The organism is Streptomyces mirabilis (assembly GCF_039503195.1).
Taxonomy (GTDB): Bacteria; Actinomycetota; Actinomycetes; order Streptomycetales; family Streptomycetaceae; genus Streptomyces; species Streptomyces mirabilis_D.
Genome location: NZ_JBCJKP010000001.1, coordinates 1868908 through 1888487 on the forward strand (window position 1 = coordinate 1868908; position 19580 = coordinate 1888487).

Here is a 19580-nt window from a genome sequence, read left to right on the forward strand (position 1 = left end):
TATCGCCCTGATGCGCTCCGCTATGCTCAGCCCCGAACAACGAGCTAGCGAACGAACGACGACCGATCGAACGACGGCCGGCGGGCGCCCAGTCCACCGGGAAGGAAACGTGAGAGCGCGTGATACCCGGAGATGGCGATCACCAGGCGGCGACGCGTTCGGAACGAGGCTCGGGGCGGCTGATCGCCGATCGGTATCTGCTGCACGACGTTCTCGGCAGAGGCGGGATGGGCACGGTCTGGCGCGCCCACGACCAGCTGCTGGACCGCCGGGTCGCGGCCAAGGAACTGCACATCCTCACGCAGGGCGACGAGGAGCAGCGCATTCGGGTGCGCCGCGCGGTCCGTGAGGCGCGCGCGGTCGCCCGGGTGTCGCATCCCCATGTGGTGGGTGTCCACGACCTGGTCGAGTCCGAGGACCGGCTGTGGATCGTCATGGAACTCGTCGAGGGGCCCTCGCTGGCCCACCGGATCGCCGAGAGCGGGCCGCTCACGCCGCAGCACACCGCCGCCCTGGGTGTGCACCTGCTCGACGCACTGGAGGCCGTGCACGCGGCCGGGACGCTGCACCGTGATGTCAAGCCCGCCAACGTCCTGCTGCGCCGCGACGGCAACGCCGTCCTCACCGACTTCGGTATCGCGGCCCTGGACGACGGCGAGTTCCTGACGACCACCGGTGAACTGATCGGCTCCCTCGAGTACATGGCGCCCGAGCGGGTGATGGGATCGCCGGTCGGCCCGGCCTCCGACCTGTGGTCCCTGGGCGCGACCCTCGCCACGGTCTGCGGCGGGCAGTCCCCGTTCCGCAGGCCGGCACGGCCCGCGACGCTGCACGCGGTGGCGTACGAGGAAGCCGTCCTGTCGGAGTGGCTCGGCCCGCTGCGCCCGGTCGTCGAGGCACTGCTGCGCAAGTCCCCCGACGAGCGCCCTTCGGCGGCCACCGCGCGTTCCGCGCTGCGGCGCGTCGCGGCGGGGGAGGCGGACGCCGGGCCACTGCCGTCACCGACCGTGCGCGTGATCCAGCCTTCGGCCGCGTCGACCTACGCGGACACCGTGACCAGCGGCCAGGAGCGACTCGTCCCGGCCGGGGAGCCCGTACCGACGGCCCTGCACACCACGTCGCTCAAGCCCGCGCCCCGGCAGTCGTCCCGCCCGAGGGGCCCGAGGCGGCTGTGGTGGGCACTGGCCGGTACGGCGGTGCTGGCGGCGGGCGTCGGCGGCGGTCTCTTCCTCACCGGGGTGCTGCCGCTGAAGAAGGACCCGACGACGGCGACCATCAGCCAGGTCGTCCGGTCGACGACCGGCTGGCAGTCGGTGGCCGGACTGACCGTCCAGCAGGGAGACCGGGTCACCGTACGGTTCGTTTCCGGAGAATGGACGGTCGACTACCGGAACATACCCGTGACCGGGCCGACCGGCTACGACGCGCTCACGGACCAGTCACTGGACGGGGCGAAGAGCTGCAAGATCAAGTCGGCGGCGCCGTTCGGCACCCTGCTGGCACGCCTCTCCGACAGTCAGGACGCCCCCGTCCACACCGTCGGGCGGAAACTGACTTTCCGGGCGGCTCAAAACGGCCCCCTGCAACTGGGGATCAACGACGCCGCCGGCTCCTGCTCCGAGGACAACAGAGGCACGCTGACCGTAGAGGTGAGCGTCACGCACCAACCGTGACGGGCGGCCGCCGCGCACCGAGCGCACGTGGCTCCTCCCTCGCCATGCCACCTGATCCTCCCTCCCGCCGTCATGCAACCTGTCTGCAACCAAGCCAGGAGTTGACTGGGCCGGACCGACCGACCCTCGCGCGAAGCGGTCGCATCCGTTTCCGCGCATCAAGGCAGGGACACGCCATGGACCAGCAGGAGACGACGGACGCCGCCCCGCGCGTGGAGCTGACGCCCTCGGCCGCCGAGTTGCTGCGGCGGCTGCGCGCGGTCCACGGACCGTTGATGTTCCACCAGTCCGGCGGCTGCTGCGACGGCAGTGCGCCCATGTGCTACCCGGAGGGCGAGTTCCGCACCGGCGGCTCCGACGTGCTGCTCGCCGAGCTGGACGTCGAGGGGCTCGACGAGCCGGTCACGTTCTGGATGTCGAAGAGCCAGTACGAGCGGTGGAGCCACACGCGACTGATCGTCGACGTCGTGGCGGGCCGCGGCAGCGGTTTCTCCCTGGAAGCACCCGAAGGAGTGCGTTTTCTCATCCGTTCCCGCGTCGTAGACGCCTAGGCCCTGCGGAGGTCGTCACGGTCTGCTGCAATCCCCCTGAGTCCCAAGACAGTTGACGAGACCTCAGGGGGCACCGTGACACCTCGCGACGGACGACTCAGAACAGCACTGACGGTTCTCACGGCATGGAGCGCGCTGGCCGGTGCGGCCCTGGTGGGGGCGGCACCGGCCAGCGGCGTGACAGGCGCCCACACCTGGAACGGCACGGTCGCGGACGCGAAGGCCCTGGTCGGCAAGGCCGTCGCCCCGGGCATCACGTACAAGGAGTTCGACCTCCCGGCGGCCCAGGGCGTGGCGCGCGCACACGTCCTGAGCGTCGATCTGAGCAACCGTCATGTGCGCGTCGATCTCCTCCACTCCGCGGCCGTGGCCTCCCGGGCGGCCGTCTCCCGGCTGGCCGAGGCGCAGGGCGCCGTCGCCGGCGTGAACGGTGACTTCTTCGACATCTCCGAGGCCCAGCGTCCGGGGGTCGAGGCCACGGGCGCGACCGTGGGTCCGGCGATCGCGAACGGCCGCACCCTGAAGGCGGCGGTCCCGGACGGTCAGCGCTTCGGCCCCGCCCTGCCGCCGGGCACGAACACGAAGAACGTGCTCGGCGTGGGCCTGGACGGCCGGGCCCGGCTGGACAGTCTGGCCCTCGACGGTTCTGTGCGCAGCTCCCGTGGGCGGTGGGCGCTCGGTGGGCTCAACCAGTACGCGCTGCCGCAGGGTTCGATCGGCGCGTTCACCTCGGCCTGGGGCGGTGTCTCCCGCAAGCGGGCCGTCTGCGGCACCGACATCGACCGCGCCGCGCCCTGCAGCGGGGACACCTACGAGGTGACGGTCCGCCGCGGCCGGGTCGTGTCGATGGCCGGCACACCCGGCGGCGGTCCCATCGCGTCCGGCACCACCGTGCTGGTGGGGCGCGAGGCGGGCGCGCAGCAGTTGCGCGAGCTGACGAAGGGGCAGGCGGTCCGCATTCAGCACTGGCTCGTCGCGGCCGGCACCCGGATCCGGTACCGCTTCGCCATCGGCGGCTATCCGGTCCTCACTCACGGGCAGCCGCTGCCGGGTCTGAACAACACCGCCTCGGCCGTACGGACCGCCGTGGGCATCGCGAACAAGGGACGGCGCCTGCTTCTGCTCGCCCTCGACGGGGCGGCCGCCTACCGCGGCGGACTGACCATCGCCGAAGTGGCGCACACCATGCGGTCGTTGGGCTCCGTCGACGCGTTCAGTCTGGACGGCGGCGGCTCCACGACCATGGTCGCGCGGATGCCGGGAGCGGGCGCGGTGAGCGTCCTCAACCACCCCTCCGGCGGCGCCGAACGCCCGGTCCCCAACGGCATCGGGGTGTTCTCACACAGCTGACACCGGGCCGACACGCACCTGGACCCGCACGTCAGGGGCGCAGGCTGCTCACGATGTCCGCCGTCGCGGTGAGCCCGTTCTGAATGGTCGGCGCCATGCTGGTGGTCGACAGATAGAAGCCGAGCAGGACGCAGACCACCGCGTGCGAGGGTTTCAGCGCGCCGTTGCGCAGGAAGACCACCGCCAGGATCAGGAGCAGTACCACCACAGAGATGGAAATGGCCATCGTCAACCTCCTCCGCCACGTCGACACCGCGGCTTTCGGCCGCAAGTGTCGCGTAGCGGAGGGTTCGTCCGGGCGGCTGACGTGTCCTCCGAACGTGTGGTGTCTACGCTCACTCGCACACCAGCGCGTGCACCTGCTCGCGTGCGTCTTACGCGCACGCGTCTACTCGTGCGCGTCCAGGAAGGCTTCGAGTCCGGCGAGGTCGTCGGTGTTGAAGTAGTCGAGGTCGGCGGCCAGTAGCTCGCCCCACAGCGCCTCGCGCGCCGGGCCCGCCAGGTCGGGGGTGGCCCAGAACCGTACCTTCTGGTGGCGTCGGTGCGCCGCCGCGATGATGCCGCGCAGCTTCGCACGCTCGGCGTCGGGGAAAGGGCCGTCGCCCAACCAGGTGAAGTTGAGCGTCCAGTTGTCCGAGATCAGCGGGATGAAGGAGGCGGGGGCCGCGCTGCCGAGGTCGGTGAGCCTGCCGTCGTAGAAGGCGCGCCGCACGCTCTGCGCCTCCATGGGCGTACCGGCGGCGCGGTCGCCGGAGATCACCGCGGTGATCGGCCCCGTGCGCACCCGGCCGTGCGCGTAGGTGGTGAACAGGTGCGGGTAGCGGCTCAGATGGCGGTCGAGTTCGAGGTACGTCGACGAGCCCTCGGTCTTGATGTCGATGAGGAGTTGCAGGGGTCGCCGGTATCCCCGGTAGACCGAGCCGTGGTTGGCCTTCACGCGGGCGGCGAGCGGGGCGAGGTAGAGGGATTCGAGGGTGCGGGTCGGGTCGAGGTCGACCGGGTCGTGGGCGACGAGGAGTTGGTCGCCGACCAGGTAGATGTCGGCCTCGACGCTGCCGAAGCGGTGGTCGAGGGCGTCGAACAGGGGTCGCGGGTGCGCGTAGTCGTTATGGGCGTGGGCACGCCACAGGGGGCGCGTGGGGTGCTTCTCCTCCCCCGCCAGTGCCCGGGCGGCGGGCAGGGCGACCGAGCCCGCCAGGGCGGCGCCGAGGCTGGTGAGGGCTCTGCGACGGGTGGTGAGGGCCATGCTCTGCCTCCCTTGAGGGGTGCGCTACGGACCTCAGCGAGTATGCGGTCCTCCGAGGTCCGACAAACCCTGCTGTGGGGGGAGTTGGCCGGACTGCCGCTGTCCGTTCACTTCACCCGCGGTGCGCACACCGAGAGGCCCGCCCCTGGTGGGGCGGGCCTCTGGCCGAGGTACGTCAGGGGGCTTGCAGGTCCACCAGTTCGGCCAGCGTCGCGCGGTGGGCTCCCGCCGTGCCGTACGCGATCGAGTCCGCCTTGGCCCGCTTCAGATAGAGGTGAACCGGGTGCTCCCAGGTCATCCCGATGCCCCCATGCAGCTGGAGGGCCTCCTCGGCGGTGTGGACGGCGACGGACGCCGCGTACGCCTGGGCGACGGCGACCGACACGTCGGTGTCCGCGCTGCCGGTGGCGAGCGCGTCGGCGGCGGCGCGGGCGGCGGCACGCGTGTTGACGACCTCCAGCCACAGCTGCGCGAGCCGGTGCTTGAGCGCCTGGAATCCGCCGACGGGCCGGTTGAACTGCTTGCGTTCCTTGAGGTAGCGGACGGTCTCGGTCAAGCACCAGTCGGCGAGGCCGAGTTGCTCGGAGGCGAGCAGCCCCGCGCCGCTGCGCAGAGCTCGTCGTACGGCGGGGTCGGCGGCGCCGAGGCGACGTGCCCGCACCCCGTCGAAGGTGACCGTGGCGAGCGGCCGGGTGAGGTCGAGGGACACCTGCGGGGTGACCGTCACGGCGTCCCCGTCCACCGCGTACAGCCCGCCGTCGTCCGCCGGAACCAGCAGCACGTCGGCCACCGCCGCGTCCGCGATCCCCGTCAGCTCCCCGTACAGGAAGCCGTCCTCGTTCCGCACGGCCTGGTGGGCGCCGCCGGGTGCCACGGACAGCGCGACGGCGAGCGCGCCGATCGTCCGGCCCGACGCCAGCGCCGTCAGCAGCCCGGCGGCCTCCTCGCCCTCGCAGGCCAGCAGCGCCTCGGTGGCGACGACGGCACTGGTCAGATACGGCACCGGCGCGACCGCACGCCCCAGCTCCTCCAGCACCACGGCGACTTCGCGGTGGGTGGCGCCCTGGCCGCCCAGCGCCTCGGGCACGAGCAGGCCGGCCAGGCCCATCCCGTCCGAGAGCGCCTTCCACAGCTCGGGGTCGTGCGGGGTGTCGGTCTCGGTGCGGGCGATGACGCCCGCCGCGTCGCAGTGGTCGGAGAGGAGGTCGCGGACGGCGGCACGCAGCGCCTCTTCCTCCTCCGAGTACAGCAGATCGGGCTGGGTGCTCCGTGTTGTCATCGGGCGAGGTCCTTCCACGCGACGTCCTTGTCGGTGCGCGGCTCGGACGGCAGGCCCAGCACGCGTTCGGCGACGATGTTCAGCAGGACCTCGCTGGTCCCGCCCTCGATACTGTTGCCCTTGGAGCGCAGATAGCGGTAACCGGCGTCGCGGCCGGTGAAGTCGACCAGTTCCGGTCGGCGCATCGTCCAGTCGTCGTACAGCAGGCCCTCCTCGCCGAGGAGTTCGACCTCAAGGCCGCTGATCTCCTGGTTGAGGCGGGCGAATCCGAGCTTCATCCCGGAGCCCTCGTGGCCGGGCTGGCCCGCGACGAGCTGCTGGCGCAGCCGTTCGCCGGAGAGCCGGGCGACCTCGGCCTCCACCCACAGCCTCAGCAGCCGCTGGTGCAGATCGTGGGTGCGCAGTTCGGGACGCTCGCGCCAGGTCCTGGAGACCGGGCCGATCATGCCGCCCTCGCGCGGGATGCGCATACCGCCGATGGAGACGCGCTCGTTCATGAGCGTGGTCTGCGCGACCCGCCAACCGTCCCCGACCTCGCCCAACCGGTGCGCGTCGGGAATGCGGACGTCGGTGAGGAAGACCTCGTTGAACTCGGCCTCGCCGGTGATCTGGCGCAGCGGCCGCACCTCGACGCCCGGATCGGTCATGTCGCAGATGAAGTACGTGATGCCGCGGTGCTTGGGCACGTCCGGGTCGGTGCGGGCGATGAGGATGGCCCAGCGGGCGACGTGGGCGCTGGAGGTCCACACCTTCTGCCCGTTGACCACCCAGTTGTCTCCCTCCCGGACGGCGCGCGTACCGAGCGCGGCCAGGTCGGACCCGGCGCCGGGCTCGCTGAAGAGCTGGCACCAGACCTCCTCGCCGACCCACAACGGCCTGAGGAAGTCCCGCTTCTGCTCCTCCGTGCCGAAGCCGAGGATGGTCGGCGCGGCCATGCCGAGGCCGATGCCGATGCGCCGCGGGTCGTTGTCGGGTGCGCCGGCGGCCTCCAGTTCGGCGTCCACGACGGCCTGGAGGGTGCGTGGGGCGCCGAGTCCGCCGAGGCCCTCGGGGTAGTGCACCCAGGCGAGTCCGGCGTCGAAGCGGGCCTTGAGGAAGTCGAGGCGGTCCGTGGTCGCGGGCGGGTGCGCCGCCAGCAACTCCTTCGTACGGGTGCGCAGTTCGGCTGCGTCGGTCATGCGGCTGCTCCGTTCTCGAGAGAGGGCACCACGACGACCCGGCCGGTGGTGACACCGTCGCCGACCCGCTGCACGGCGGCCGCGCCGCCGCCCAGCGGCACGCGCTCGCTGACCAGCGGCTTGATGGCACCGCGCGCGGCCAGCTCGGTGAGCTGCTCGTGGCAGTGCTGGATGAGCTTGGGGCTCTTGGCGCCGTACAGACCCCAGTGCAGGCCGAGGATCGCGTAGTTCTTCACCAGGGCGTGGTTGAGCGCCGGGCTGGGGATCGAGCCGCTGGCGAAGCCCACGACAACGATCCGGCCCTCGAAGGCGACAACCTTGGTGGACTGGGTGTACGCCTCGCCGCCCACGGGGTCGTAGATCACGTCGGCGCCCCGGCCGCCGGTGGCTTCCTTCACGGCGGCGATGACGTCCTGGGTACGCCGGTCGATGACGACGTCGCAGCCCAGCTCGCGCGCCACGGCCACCTTGTCGCCCCCGCCGACCACGCCGATGACGGTGGCGCCCGCCGCCTTCCCCAGCTGCACGGCCGCGCTGCCGACCCCTCCGGCGGCGGCGTGGACGAGCAGCGTCTCACCGGCTTCGAGACGGGCCCGGCGGTGCAGGCCGAACCACCCCGTCTGGTAGCCGATGTGCAGGGCGGCCGCCTCGGCGTCGTCGAGGGTGTCGGGCGCGGGCAGCAGGGCGGCGGCGTCCGCGACGGCGTACTCGGCGAAACCGCCATGCGGCAGCGCGGGGTTGGCCAGCACGCGGCGTCCGTCCTCGGTCTCGCCGCAGATCTCGACACCGGGCGTGAACGGCAGTGGCGGCCTGACCTGGTAGTGCCCGCGGCACATCAGCACGTCCGGGAAGTTGATGTTCGCCGCGCGCACCTTGAGCAGGACCTGCCCCTCACCGGGCACCGGTCGCTCCACGTCCTGGAGCTCCATCACCTGGCTCGGTTCGCCGAGCTGGTGTACTTGCCATGCCTGCATGCGGGGCCTCCACGGGACTGCTCTGTCTGACCGGGCTCGACCGCATACTAAGCGGTCGCTTGCCGATCAGGGAACAGTCATGTGCGTCACGCCCTCACGAGCGGGCCGGACGCGCCCTCACATGCATCCGTTCCCCCTGCGGCCCGAACAGGCTCAGGAACTCCACGGGCCCCTCCCCCGTGGACCCGAACCAGTGCGGCACCCGCGTGTCGAATTCGGCGGCCTCCCCCGGACCGAGCACCACATCATGATCGGCCAGCACGAGCCTCAGTCGCCCCGACATCACGTACAGCCACTCATAGCCCTCGTGGGTCCGGGGTTCCGGCTCGAGCTTGCGCTGCGGTTCGAGCACCTTGTACGCCTGGAGTCCGCCGGGCTGCCGGGTGAGCGGCCAGTGGGTGCGACCGCCGCGCACGATGGGCTGGGCGCGTACCCGCGGGTCGCGCACCGGGGGCGCGCCGACCAGCTCGTCCAGCGGCACCTCGTGGGCCCGGGCGATCGGCAGCAGGAGCTCCAGACTGGGCTTGCGCAGCCCCGACTCCAGCCGCGACAGCGTGCTCACGGAGATACCGGTCGCCTCGGACAGGCCGGCGAGTGTCGCGCCCCGCTCCTTGCGGACGCGCCGTAGCCTCGGCCCGACCTCGGCCAGCACCTCGTCCGTCCGTGCGTCGTCATCCATACCCTTGCTCATGCCCATATTGCAGATTCGGCAAAGACATTTGTCAATACGGCACCGGTCGGGCGACCGTCTGCGGTGGAGGTGGTCACCATGACCGACATGACCGAGAGGTACGAGGCCGTCGTCGTCGGAGGCGGCGCGGCCGGCCTGTCCGCCGCACTGGTCCTCGGCCGGGCCAGGCGCCGCACGCTCGTCGTCGACGCGGGCGAGCCGCGCAACGCGCCCGCCGCGCATCTGCAGGGCTATCTGACCCGGGACGGCATGCCGCCCGCGGAATTCCTCGCCGCGGGGCGCGAGGAGATCGCGCGGTACGGCGTCGAGCTGGTCCGGGACCGGGCGGTGGACGTGTCCCGCCAGGACAACGGCGAGTTCCGCGTGACGCTCGCGGCCGGACGGACCGTGCACGCGCGGCGGCTGGTCCTCGCCACCGGGCTGGCCGACGAGCTCCCGGCGGTCACAGGGATCGCCGAGCGCTTCGGGCGGGACGTGCTGCACTGCCCCTACTGCCACGGCTGGGAGGTCCGCGACACGTCCTTCGGGGTGCTGGCCACCACGCCGATGAGCGTCCACCAGGCGCTGATGGTCTCCCAGTGGTCGAAGGACGTCACGCTGTTCCTGCACACGGTCACCGAGGCGGAGCTGACGGCCGACGACACGCGACGGCTCGCCACCGCCGGGGTCGTCGTGGAGCCCGGTGAGGTCGCGGGGCTCGTCGTCGAGGGCGACCGGCTCACGGGGGTCCGGCTCACGGACGGCACCGTCCATGACCGCTCGACGCTCTTCGTGGCGCCGCGCGCGGTCCCCCGCAACGACCTGTTCGAGCGGCTGGGCGCCGAGCTGCGCGAGACCCCGTTCGGCACGTACCCGGTGGTCGACGAGACGGGCCTGACGACCGTGCCCGGCGTCTGGGCGGCGGGCAACGCGGTGGGCTTCGCCGAGCAGGTCGTGAACGCCGCGGGCGCGGGCTACCGGGCGGCGGCCACGCTCAACGGCGAGCTGCTCTTCGCCGACCTCGACGCCGCCCAGGACAGGTCCTGACCCCGGAGCTGAACCGCCCGGGTGTGGACGGCGCCCCTCCGTAGCACCATGGCTCCATGCTGCTCGCCCGGCTCGCCCATGTGTCCCGGGAGGTCGCCGCCACCTCGGCGCGGTCCCGGAAGACCGCCCTGCTCGCCGAGCTGTTCCGGGACGCCGACGCGGACGACGTGCCGATCGTGATCCCGTATCTGGCGGGCCGTCTCCCCCAGGGGCGGCTCGGCATCGGCTGGAAGCTGCTGAGCGGGCCTGTGCCACCCGCGCCCGAGCCCTCGCTCACGGTGCGGGACGTGGACGCCCGGCTCACGGAGGTCGGCACGGTCACGGGCGCCGGCTCGCAGGCGGAGCGCAGGCGGCTGTTGGACGAGCTGCGGGCGGCGGCCACCGAGGACGAGCAGCGGTTCCTGTTCGGGCTGCTCACCGGTGAGGTGCGGCAGGGCGCGCTGGACGCGGTCGCGGTCGAGGGGCTCGCCGAGGCGACCGGCGCGCCCGCCGCGGGCGTACGGCGGGCGGTGATGCTCGCCGGATCGCTGCAGACGGTGGCGCGGGCGCTGCTGGCGGACGGCCCGGGGGCCCTGGACGACTTCCGGCTCACGGTGGGCCGCCCGGTGCTGCCCATGCTCGCCCACAGCGCCACGTCCGTGTCCGAAGCCGTGGAGAAGCTGGGCGCGTGTGCCGTCGAGGAGAAGCTCGACGGCATCCGCGTACAGCTGCACCGCGACGGCGACGACGTACGGATCTACACCCGCACCCTCGACGACATCACCGACCGGCTGCCCGAACTCACCTCCGCCGCGATGGAGTTGAAGGGCACCCGGTTCATCCTCGACGGCGAGGTGATCGCGCTGGACGAGGACGGGCGGCCACGCTCCTTCCAGGAGACGGCCGGGCGGGTGGGCTCGCGGGTGGACGTGGCCACGGCCGCGAGGAGCGTGCCGGTCTCCCCCGTCTTCTTCGACGCGCTGTCGGTCGACGGGCGGGATCTGCTGGATCTGCCGTTCACCGAACGGCACGCGGAGCTGGCGCGGCTGGTGCCCGAGCCGATGCGGGTGCGGCGCGCCCTCGCCCACGGGCCCGAGGACATCTCCCCGGCACGACGATTCCTCGCCGAGACGCTGGAGCGCGGTCACGAAGGCGTGGTGGTGAAGGCCCTGGACGCCCCCTACAGCGCGGGCCGGCGCGGGGCGTCGTGGCTGAAGGTCAAGCCCGTGCACACCCTCGACCTGGTGGTCCTGGCGGCCGAGTGGGGCCACGGACGGCGCACCGGCAAACTCTCCAACCTGCACCTCGGGGCCCGCGCCGCGGACGGTTCCTTCGCGATGCTCGGCAAGACCTTCAAGGGCATGACGGACGCGATGCTGACCTGGCAGACCGAGCGCCTCCAGGAGCTGGCCGTCGAGGACAGCGGCCACGTGGTCACCGTACGGCCCGAACTCGTCGTGGAGATCGCCTACGACGGTCTGCAGAGGTCCACCCGCTACCCGGCCGGGGTCACGCTGCGCTTCGCCCGCGTGGTGCGCTACCGCGAGGACAAGACGCCCGCGGGCGCCGACACGGTCGAGGCCCTGCTCGCCGCACACCCGGAGGTGGCCCCGTGACGGGGAAGCGCAGTGCGGGACTGCTGCTGTACCGGCGCACCGACGACGGCCCGGAGGTGCTGCTCGGCCATATGGGCGGCCCCTTCTTCGCCCGGCGGGACGCCGGGGCGTGGACCGTGCCCAAGGGCGAGTACGAGCCCGACGAGACCGCCTGGGACGCGGCGCGCCGGGAGTTCCAGGAGGAACTGGGGCTGCCGCCGCCCGACGGCGAGGCCGTCCCGCTCGGCGAGGTCACGCAGAAGAACGGCAAGGTCGTCACGGCCTGGGCGATCGAGGCGGACCTCGACCCGGCGCTCGTGGTCCCGGGCACCTTCGAGAGGGAGTGGCCGCCGAAGTCGGGGCGGCGCCAGGAGTTTCCCGAGCTGGACCAGGTGGAGTGGTTCGGCCTGGACCGGGCCGGGGAGCTGATCGTGCCGGCGCAGGCGGCGTTTCTCGAGCGGCTGGCGGAGCACTCGGACTGAGAACGCCCTCCGCGTTGCGCCGCACCGCGCCGCGCGGGAGGGTCGGAAAACAGGCTCGAGGAACAGCCCGCTTCAGGAGGTCGGCCATGCCCATCGCGACGGTGAACCCGGCGAACGGCGAGACGCTCAAAACGTACGACGCGCTCGGCGCCGAGGAGATCGAGCGCAGGCTCGCCACGGCCGAGACCACGTTCCGCGACTATCGCACCACGTCCTTCGCCGAGCGTGCACGGCTGCTGCACAGGGCGGCCGACCTCCTCGACGAGGAGCGGGACGACATCGGCCGGGTGATGACCACGGAGATGGGCAAGCCCGTCAAGCAGGCCCGCGCGGAGGCCGCCAAGTGCGCGAAGTCGATGCGCTGGTACGCCGACCACGCCGAGGAGCTGCTCGCCGACGAGGAGCCCGCCGACTCCGACGTCAAGGACTCCGGCGCCTCCCGCGTCCTGGTGCGCTACCGGCCGCTGGGCCCGGTGCTGGCCGTCATGCCGTGGAACTTCCCGCTCTGGCAGGTGGTCCGATTCGCCGCGCCCGCCCTGATGGCGGGCAACGTCGGCCTGCTCAAGCACGCCTCGAACGTGCCGCAGACCGCCCTCTATCTGGAGGACCTGTTCCGCCGGGCGGGCTTCCCCGAGGGCTGTTTCCAGACGCTGCTGATCGGCTCGGGCGCCGTGGAGGGCATCCTGCGCGATCCCCGGGTCAAGGCGGCGACGCTGACCGGGAGTGAGCCGGCGGGGCGCTCGGTGGCCTCGGTCGCCGGGGACGAGGTCAAGAAGACGGTGCTGGAGCTGGGCGGCAGCGACCCGTTCGTCGTCATGCCGTCCGCCGACGTGGACCGGGCGGCGAGGACCGCGGTGACGGCCCGGGTGCAGAACAACGGGCAGTCGTGCATCGCCGCCAAGCGGTTCATCGTGCACACGGACGTGTTCGACGCCTTCGCCGAGCGCTTCACGGCGGGCATGAAGGCGCTGAAGGTCGGCGATCCGCTCGACGAGGCCACCGACATCGGCCCGCTCTCCACCGAGCAGGGCCGCGGTGACCTGGAGGAACTCGTCGACGACGCGGTGGAGAACGGCGCGACCGTGCTCTGCGGCGGCGAGCGTCCCGAAGGCTTCACGGAGCACGGCTGGTACTACGCGCCGACGATCCTCACCGACATCACCCCCGAGATGCGGGTCCACCAGGAGGAGACCTTCGGGCCGGTCGCCACGCTCTACCGCGCCGCCGATCTGGACGAGGCGGTGGCGCTCGCGAACGACACGCCGTTCGGGCTGAGTTCGAACGTCTGGACGAACGACGAGGCCGAAGTGGATCGGTTCGTGCGCGACCTGGAGGCGGGCGGCGTGTTCTTCAACGGGATGACCGCCTCCCACCCGGCGTTCCCGTTCGGCGGGGTCAAGCGCTCGGGCTACGGGCGTGAACTGTCGGGACACGGAATCCGCGAGTTCTGCAACATCACCACCGTATGGCACGGAGCGTAAGCGTTCCGCAGCTACGATCCCCCTGTGAACCGCGAAGTGACCCTGCCTCTGATCGTCGACGACCGCGGCACGTTGCAGGTGGCGGCCGCCGACGTCAGCAAACTGCTGCGCACGGTGGGCGGCCGATGGCTGCACCTGGTGGAGGCCGGCCAGGACGGACTCGACGAGGACACGGTGGCGACACTGACCATCGAACTCGCCAAGCTCGCCGACCGCATCGACGTGGCCTGCATCGCGCACAGCAGCGGGACGACGTCCGACTGACGGCGCGCGTTCGCCCGGTCCGCGCGCCGGACCGACGCGCCCTCAGGTCGGCCGCTGGTCGAGTTCCCACAGGGCGTGCCAGAACTTCGCCTCGTAGCTCTGCAGCAGCCGCCCGTACCGGAGGACCTCGGTCTCCCCGATCCGCCCCGCGTCCAGCGCCGCCTGTACAGCCGCGAGCGCCTTCCGCTCCAGCTCCGGGGCGGGTGCCGCGAAGAAGTCGAAGAAGCCGCACACCTCGCCGCCGAAGCCGTAGTGGCGGCGCAGGGCCTCGGCGATCGCCGCGCAATAGCCGCCCCACGTCGTGAAGTTGCCGCTCAGGGCGAGCACCACGTCGGCCGGTGAGCCGTTCAGGGCCAGCCAGGCGACGTACGCGGGATAGGCCTGGCAGTCCGCGATCGGCTCGTAGGCCGCCGCCCGCGCCTGGTCCACCCCGCAGGCGGCGGCGAACGCTTCCAGCCTGTCCTGGGCCAGAGCCTCACCCTCCGCGAGCAGGGTGAAGAAGGCGGCGCTCTGCGGCTCGACGTCCGGACGCTCGGCCAGATGCAGGAACGCACGGCGGTCCGCGGCGATCACATGGCGCTGTTCCAGGGCGAGGGCGGCGAGCGTGGAACGCTGGGCCGCGCCCCGGGCGATGAGGGGCAACAGCCGGTTGGCGTGGGGGTCCGGGGCGAGCTTCCCCGTGGTGTCCTCCAGCAGTTCCCTGGCCGTGCGCACCATGGCGTACTCCTTCGGTTCGGCCGTCCCGGGGCCTCTTCCCTCGCACTCCCGCGTCCTCCCAAAAATCCCCGGAATGGAGTAGCCCGACGCGAGATCCCCACGCTTCCGGGTGATCGTGGGTGGACCACCCCGGTGGGTGAACCGCCCCCGTGGGTGAACCACTCTTCCGCCGGGGGACGAGAGTTCCCCGGAAGGCGAAAGAAGGCGCGCGTCATGGCGACTTTGTGCAGACCTTCGGTCTCCGTGCCGGAATACGTGATCACGATGGAGGAGACGCTGGAGCTGGCTCGCTCCCGTCACGAGGACCACCCGCAACTGCCGTTGGCACTCCGACTGATCGAGAACACCGGTGTCCAAACCCGGCACATCGTGCAGCCCATCGCGGAGACGCTGAAACACCCGGGCTTCGAAGAACGCAACAAGGTCTACGAGAGTGAGGCCAAGGCCCGCGTCCCCGCCGTCATACAGCGGGCGCTGGATGACGCCGAGCTGCTCACCTCCGACATCGACATGATCATCTACGTCTCGTGCACCGGGTTCATGATGCCCTCGCTCACGGCCTGGCTGATCAACACGATGGACTTCAGCAGCGACACCCGACAAATACCCATAGCCCAGCTGGGCTGCGCGGCGGGCGGCGCCGCGATCAACCGGGCCCACGATTTCTGCACGGCGTACCCCGACGCCAACGCGCTCATCGTGGCCTGCGAGTTCTGCTCGCTCTGCTACCAGCCGACCGATCTCAGCGTCGGCTCGCTGCTCTGCAACGGCCTGTTCGGGGACGGCATCGCCGCCGCCGTCGTCCGCGGCAACGGCGGCACCGGCGTCCACCTGGAGCGCAACGGCTCCTACCTGGTCCCCAAGACCGAGGACTGGATCATGTACGACGTCCGCGCCACGGGCTTCCACTTCCTGCTGGACAAGCGGGTTCCCGGGACGATGGAACCGCTCGCCCCCGCCCTCCACGCCCTCGCGCGACAGCACGACTGGGACGCCTCCGACCTGGACTTCTACATCATCCACGCGGGCGGCCCCAGGATCCTCGACGACCTCAGCAAGTTCCTCGAGGTCCCGCCGGAGGCCTTCCGGTTCAGCCGGGCGACCCTCACCGAGTACGGGAACATCGCCAGCGCCGTCGTCCTGGACGCGCTGCGCCGGCTGTTCGACGAGGGCGGTGCCGAGCACTCCGCACGCGGACTGCTCGCGGGCTTCGGCCCCGGCATCACCGCGGAAATGGCCCTGGGCCGCTGGCGCGACACCAACGACGAGACGGTGTGAACGCAATGACCGAGAAGACGATCACCGGGCCACTGCCGCCTGTCCGGCACTGGCCCGCCCTCGACCTGAAGGGCGTGGAATTCGACCCGGTCCTGACCGAGCTGATGCACGAGGGACCGGTCACCCGGATCCAGCTGCCCAACGGCGAGGGCTGGGCCTGGCTGGTGACCCGCCACGACGATGTGCGCATGGTCACCAACGACCCACGGTTCAGCCGCGAGGCGGTCATGGACCAGCCGGTCACCCGGCTCGCCCCGCACTTCATCCCGGTCCGCGGCGCGGTGGGCTTCCTGGACCCGCCCGACCACACCCGGCTGCGCCGCTCGGTGGCCGCGGCCTTCACGGCACGCGGGGTGGAGCGGGTCCGCGACAAGGCCCGGCGCACGCTCGACGAGATGGTCGACGAGCTGCTGCGGGTCGGACCGCCCGCCGATCTCACCGAGGCGGTCCTCACCCCCTTCCCCATCGCGGTCATCTGCGAGCTGATGGGCGTCCCTGCCGACGACCGGCAGGGCATGCACACCTGGACGCAGCTGATCCTGTCCTCCGCGCACGGCGCCGAGGTCAGCGAGAGGGCCAAGGACGAGATGGGCGCCTACTTCAGGAAGCTCATCGGCGCCCGGAACGACAGCAGGGACGAGGACGTCACCTCGCTGCTGGGCGCCGCCGTGGGCCGGGACGAGATCGGTATGGAGGAGGCCGTCGGACTCGCCGTCCTCCTCCAGATCGGCGGCGAGGCGGTCACGAACAACAGCGGGCAGATGTTCTACCTGCTCATGACCCGCCCGGCGCTGGCCGACCGGCTGCGCTCCGACCCTCGGATCCGCGCCCAGGCCATCGACGAGCTGCTGCGCTACATCCCGCACCGCAACATGGTCGGCCTGTCGCGGATCGCGAGGGAGGACGTCGAGATCAGGGGCGTACGGATCCGGGCCGGCGATCCGATCTACGTCTCGTACCTGGCCGCCAACCGCGACCCGGAGGTCTTCCCGGACCCGGAGCACATCGACTTCGAGCGCAGCCCCAATCCGCACGTGGCGTTCGGCTTCGGCCCGCACTACTGCCCGGGCGGGATGCTGGCCAGGCTGGAGTCGGAACTCCTGGTCGACGCGCTGGTGGACCGGCTGCCGGGGCTGCGGCTCGCCGTTCCCCCACGTCAGGTCCGGTTCAAGAAAGGCGCGTTGATCCGTGGCCCCGAAGCTCTGCCCGTGACGTGGAGAGCGACCCGATGACCATGACCGAAGGACTCCTCGTACCACCGGGTCACGGCCGGATCGTGCAAACCCCCGCCCAGCACGTGACGTTCAAGGTGACCGGCTCACACTCGCGCACCGCGTCCACCTTCGAGGTACTGGTACCGCCCGGGTTCGACGTGGGCGCCCACGTGCACACGCGCAGCGAGGAGCTGTTCTACGTGCTCGAAGGCGAGCTGGACGTGCTCGCCTTCGAGCCCCGGATCCGGACCCCCGACAACTGGCAGAAGTGGGAGTCGAGTTCGGGCAGCCGGGTGGTACGGGCAACCCCGGGCACGGTCATCGTCGTGCCCCCGGGCTGTCCCCACGCCTTCTCCAACCCCACCGAGACCCGGGCGAAGATGTTCTTCCAGGCCTCCCCGCCCCCGGACCACGAGCGCTACTTCGAGGAGCTGCTGGAGATCCTCGGTTCTGGCGGCCCACCCGACCACGCGGCCATCGAGGAACTGAGGGCGCGATACGACATCGAGCAGCTCACCCCTCTGAAGCTCCGGTGACTACCGAATCGGCATCCCGGAAAGCGTCCGAGCGATCACCAGCCGCTGAATCTCACTCGTACCCTCAAAAATGGTGTAAATGGCCGCATCCCGGTGCATCCGCTCCACCGGATACTCGCGGGTGTAGCCATTTCCACCCAGGATCTGGATCGCCTGACCGGTGACCTTCTTCGCCGTCTCACTGGCGAACAACTTGGACATCGACCCCTCGGCCGCGGTGAACGGCTTCCCGTTGACCGCCATCCACGAAGCCCGCCAGACCAGCAGACGCGCGGCATCGATCGACGTACGCATGTCGGCGAGCTGGAACGCGACACCCTGGTTGTCGACGATCGGACGCCCGAACTGCTCACGCGTCATCGCATAGTCGAGGGCGACCTCGTACGCGGCGCGGGCCGTGCCCACCGCCATGGCCCCGACCGCCGGACGCGACGCCTCGAACGTGGCCATCGCGGCGTTCTTCACCCGCTCGCCGCCGCCCGCCTTGGCGCGCTCCCGGGCGCGGGCCAGGCGCTCGTCCAGCTTCGCCTTGCCGCCGAGCAGGCAGGACCCGGGGACGCGGACGTCGTCGAGGACGACCTCCGCGGTGTGCGAGGCACGAATGCCGTGCTTCTTGAACTTCTGGCCCTGGGAGAGGCCCGGCGTGCTCGGCGGCACGATGAAGGAGGCGTGCCCCTTGGAGCCGAGGTCCGGGTCGACGACCGCGACGACGACATGGACATTGGCGATGCCACCGTTGGTCGCCCAGGTCTTGGTGCCGTTGAGCACCCACTCGTCCTTGGCCTCGTCATAGACGGCACGCGTGCGCATCGAGGCGACGTCGGAGCCGGCGTCGGGCTCGGAGGAGCAGAAGGCAGCGACCTTGACATCGTTGGCGTCGCCGTACATCTGCGGGATCCAGGTGCCGATCTGCTCCTCGGTGCCGTTGGCGAGGACGCCCACGGCGGCCAGGCCGGTGCCGACGATCGACAGGGCGATGCCCGCGTCGCCCCAGAACAGCTCCTCCATGGCCATGGGTATGCCGAGACCGGTCGGGTCGAAGTACTGCTGGGCGTAGAAGTCCAGGGAGTAGATGCCGACCTTCGCGGCTTCCTGGATGACCGGCCAGGGAGTCTCCTCGCGCTCGTCCCACTCGGCGGCCGCGGGGCGGATCACCTCGGCGGCGAACCCGTGGAGCCAGTCGCGGACCTCCCTCTGTTCGTCGTTGAGCTCCATGGTGAACTCGGCCATGACCCCTCCAGCACTGCACTAAAGTGTTACTTGCGGTAACTGGAGTCTGTTACTGATCAGTAGTAAAAGTCAACTCCCACGTTCCGCTCGGCAGCCCGTTCGATACGCATGGGCCGATGAGTGTTACTTTGCGCAGGCGTCGCCGAATCACCACGGGTGGGGAGAAATCATGGACACCACACAGCGAACCGACCAGCAGAGGTCCGCCGACCGCCGCCGGCGCGAGCTGCTGGAGGCCGCCGACAGAGTGGTGCTCCGCGACGGCCCCGGGGCCTCGATGAACGCCATCGCCGCCGAAGCGGGCATCACCAAGCCGATCCTGTACCGCCACTTCGGCGACAAGGGTGGACTGTACGCGGCCCTGGCCAAGCGGCACACCGACGCCCTCCTCGGAGCGCTGCGGGCCGCGCTGGACGCCCCCGCGGAGCGCCGGGAGCGGGTGGAGGCCACGCTCGACACGTATCTCGCGGCCATCGAGGCGCACCCTCAGGTCTACCGCTTCCTGATGCACCCCACGGAGGGCGCCTCGTCCGCCGACCAGGGCTTCGACCTGGGCAAGCACTCCGCGCCGCTGCTGCGCCGCATGGGCGAGGAGTTGGCCGAGGTCATCGAGGAACGGGTGGATCTCGGACCGGGCAGTCAGCAGTTGGCGCGGGTGTGGGGGCACGGGATCGTCGGCATGATGCATGCCGCCGGGGACTGGTGGCTCGGTGAGCAGCCGTGCTCCCGGGCCGAGTTGGTACGGAGTCTGGCCGACCTGCTGTGGGGCCGGCTGGCCGCGGCCGGCGATCGTGTCGGGGGTCCCGGGTTCTGAGGTCGGGTGTCTGCTGCGGGTT

At 71.2% G+C, this 19580-nt stretch carries 20 protein-coding genes; 12 read left to right on the forward strand and 8 right to left on the reverse strand.

The genetic code is table 11. From position 1 onward, the window contains the following. Positions 1 to 119: 119 nt before the first annotated feature. The 3 genes from AAFF41_RS09015 (at position 120) to AAFF41_RS09025 (ending at position 3574) form a co-directional block, all read left to right on the forward strand. Complete coding sequence (locus AAFF41_RS09015) at positions 120 to 1673, forward strand: protein kinase domain-containing protein (protein ID WP_319750646.1); 1554 nt, start codon at positions 120 to 122, stop codon at positions 1671 to 1673. 176 nt (positions 1674 to 1849) lie between these two features. Continuing rightward, positions 1850 to 2224 (forward strand): DUF779 domain-containing protein, encoded by a 375-nt coding sequence (locus tag AAFF41_RS09020; RefSeq protein ID WP_343323813.1) that lies wholly within the window; start codon positions 1850 to 1852, stop codon positions 2222 to 2224. A 75-nt stretch (positions 2225 to 2299) separates the two neighbouring features. Then, positions 2300 to 3574, forward strand: a complete 1275-nt coding sequence (locus AAFF41_RS09025; protein WP_319750648.1) for a phosphodiester glycosidase family protein — start codon at positions 2300 to 2302, stop codon at positions 3572 to 3574. A 31-nt stretch (positions 3575 to 3605) separates the two neighbouring features. On the opposite strand, the gene AAFF41_RS09030 is transcribed toward AAFF41_RS09025, so the two are convergent. The 6 genes from AAFF41_RS09030 to AAFF41_RS09055 form a co-directional block, all read right to left on the reverse strand. Continuing rightward, on the reverse strand, positions 3606 to 3800 hold the full coding sequence (locus tag AAFF41_RS09030) for a hypothetical protein (RefSeq protein WP_054228939.1): 195 nt from the start codon (positions 3798 to 3800) through the stop codon (positions 3606 to 3608). Between the two features lie 162 nt (positions 3801 to 3962). Next, positions 3963 to 4820: a phosphatidylinositol-specific phospholipase C/glycerophosphodiester phosphodiesterase family protein gene (locus AAFF41_RS09035; RefSeq protein ID WP_343323814.1), complete on the reverse strand. Its 858-nt coding sequence runs from the start codon at positions 4818 to 4820 to the stop codon at positions 3963 to 3965. A gap of 175 nt (positions 4821 to 4995) precedes the next feature. Further along, a complete protein-coding gene (locus AAFF41_RS09040) occupies positions 4996 to 6099 on the reverse strand; it encodes an acyl-CoA dehydrogenase family protein (protein ID WP_319750650.1) in 1104 nt (367 codons plus the stop codon). After that, positions 6096 to 7277: an acyl-CoA dehydrogenase family protein gene (locus AAFF41_RS09045; RefSeq protein WP_319750651.1), complete on the reverse strand. Its 1182-nt coding sequence runs from the start codon at positions 7275 to 7277 to the stop codon at positions 6096 to 6098. The genes AAFF41_RS09040 and AAFF41_RS09045 overlap by 4 nt, the downstream gene beginning before the upstream one ends. Continuing rightward, entirely contained in the window at positions 7274 to 8251 is a 978-nt protein-coding gene (locus tag AAFF41_RS09050; RefSeq protein WP_343323815.1) for an NADPH:quinone oxidoreductase family protein, read from the reverse strand. The genes AAFF41_RS09045 and AAFF41_RS09050 overlap by 4 nt, the downstream gene beginning before the upstream one ends. Positions 8252 to 8345: 94 nt before the next feature. After that, positions 8346 to 8942: a helix-turn-helix domain-containing protein gene (locus tag AAFF41_RS09055; RefSeq protein ID WP_343323816.1), complete on the reverse strand. Its 597-nt coding sequence runs from the start codon at positions 8940 to 8942 to the stop codon at positions 8346 to 8348. 87 nt (positions 8943 to 9029) lie between these two features. On the opposite strand from AAFF41_RS09055, the gene AAFF41_RS09060 reads away from it, so the two are divergent. From AAFF41_RS09060 to AAFF41_RS09080, 5 genes are all read left to right on the forward strand, one after another. Next, a complete protein-coding gene (locus AAFF41_RS09060; protein WP_343326272.1) occupies positions 9030 to 9968 on the forward strand; it encodes an NAD(P)/FAD-dependent oxidoreductase in 939 nt (312 codons plus the stop codon). A gap of 56 nt (positions 9969 to 10024) precedes the next feature. Next, the gene (locus AAFF41_RS09065) at positions 10025 to 11563 is read left to right on the forward strand and encodes an ATP-dependent DNA ligase (RefSeq protein ID WP_319750653.1); all 1539 of its coding nucleotides are present in this window, start codon (positions 10025 to 10027) and stop codon (positions 11561 to 11563) included. Beyond that, a complete protein-coding gene (locus AAFF41_RS09070) occupies positions 11560 to 12024 on the forward strand; it encodes an NUDIX hydrolase (protein ID WP_343323817.1) in 465 nt (154 codons plus the stop codon). The genes AAFF41_RS09065 and AAFF41_RS09070 overlap by 4 nt, the downstream gene beginning before the upstream one ends. An 86-nt stretch (positions 12025 to 12110) precedes the next feature. After that, entirely contained in the window at positions 12111 to 13505 is a 1395-nt protein-coding gene (locus AAFF41_RS09075; protein WP_343323818.1) for an NADP-dependent succinic semialdehyde dehydrogenase, read from the forward strand. 24 nt (positions 13506 to 13529) lie between these two features. Further along, positions 13530 to 13769, forward strand: a complete 240-nt coding sequence (locus AAFF41_RS09080; RefSeq protein WP_054228947.1) for a DUF6213 family protein — start codon at positions 13530 to 13532, stop codon at positions 13767 to 13769. Positions 13770 to 13811: 42 nt separating this feature from the next. Here AAFF41_RS09080 and AAFF41_RS09085 read toward each other — a convergent pair whose 3' ends face one another. Then, complete coding sequence (locus AAFF41_RS09085; RefSeq protein WP_343323819.1) at positions 13812 to 14486, reverse strand: transcriptional regulator; 675 nt, start codon at positions 14484 to 14486, stop codon at positions 13812 to 13814. A gap of 213 nt (positions 14487 to 14699) precedes the next feature. Between AAFF41_RS09085 and AAFF41_RS09090 the strand changes: the two genes are divergently transcribed. The 3 genes from AAFF41_RS09090 to AAFF41_RS09100 are packed head-to-tail and all read left to right on the forward strand — an operon-like array spanning position 14700 to position 17514. Next, positions 14700 to 15764, forward strand: coding sequence for a type III polyketide synthase (locus tag AAFF41_RS09090; RefSeq protein WP_319750657.1), 1065 nt, complete (start codon positions 14700 to 14702; stop codon positions 15762 to 15764). 5 nt (positions 15765 to 15769) lie between these two features. Further along, on the forward strand, positions 15770 to 16996 hold the full coding sequence (locus tag AAFF41_RS09095) for a cytochrome P450 (RefSeq protein ID WP_319750658.1): 1227 nt from the start codon (positions 15770 to 15772) through the stop codon (positions 16994 to 16996). After that, positions 16993 to 17514: a cupin domain-containing protein gene (locus AAFF41_RS09100; protein ID WP_319750659.1), complete on the forward strand. Its 522-nt coding sequence runs from the start codon at positions 16993 to 16995 to the stop codon at positions 17512 to 17514. Before AAFF41_RS09095 ends, AAFF41_RS09100 begins: the two co-directional genes overlap by 4 nt. Here AAFF41_RS09100 and AAFF41_RS09105 read toward each other — a convergent pair whose 3' ends face one another. After that, positions 17515 to 18744 (reverse strand): acyl-CoA dehydrogenase family protein, encoded by a 1230-nt coding sequence (locus AAFF41_RS09105; protein WP_319750660.1) that lies wholly within the window; start codon positions 18742 to 18744, stop codon positions 17515 to 17517. It abuts the gene before it with no gap. Positions 18745 to 18913: 169 nt separating this feature from the next. On the opposite strand from AAFF41_RS09105, the gene AAFF41_RS09110 reads away from it, so the two are divergent. After that, positions 18914 to 19558, forward strand: coding sequence for a TetR/AcrR family transcriptional regulator (locus AAFF41_RS09110; protein WP_054228952.1), 645 nt, complete (start codon positions 18914 to 18916; stop codon positions 19556 to 19558). The last annotated feature ends 22 nt before the right edge of the window (positions 19559 to 19580 follow it).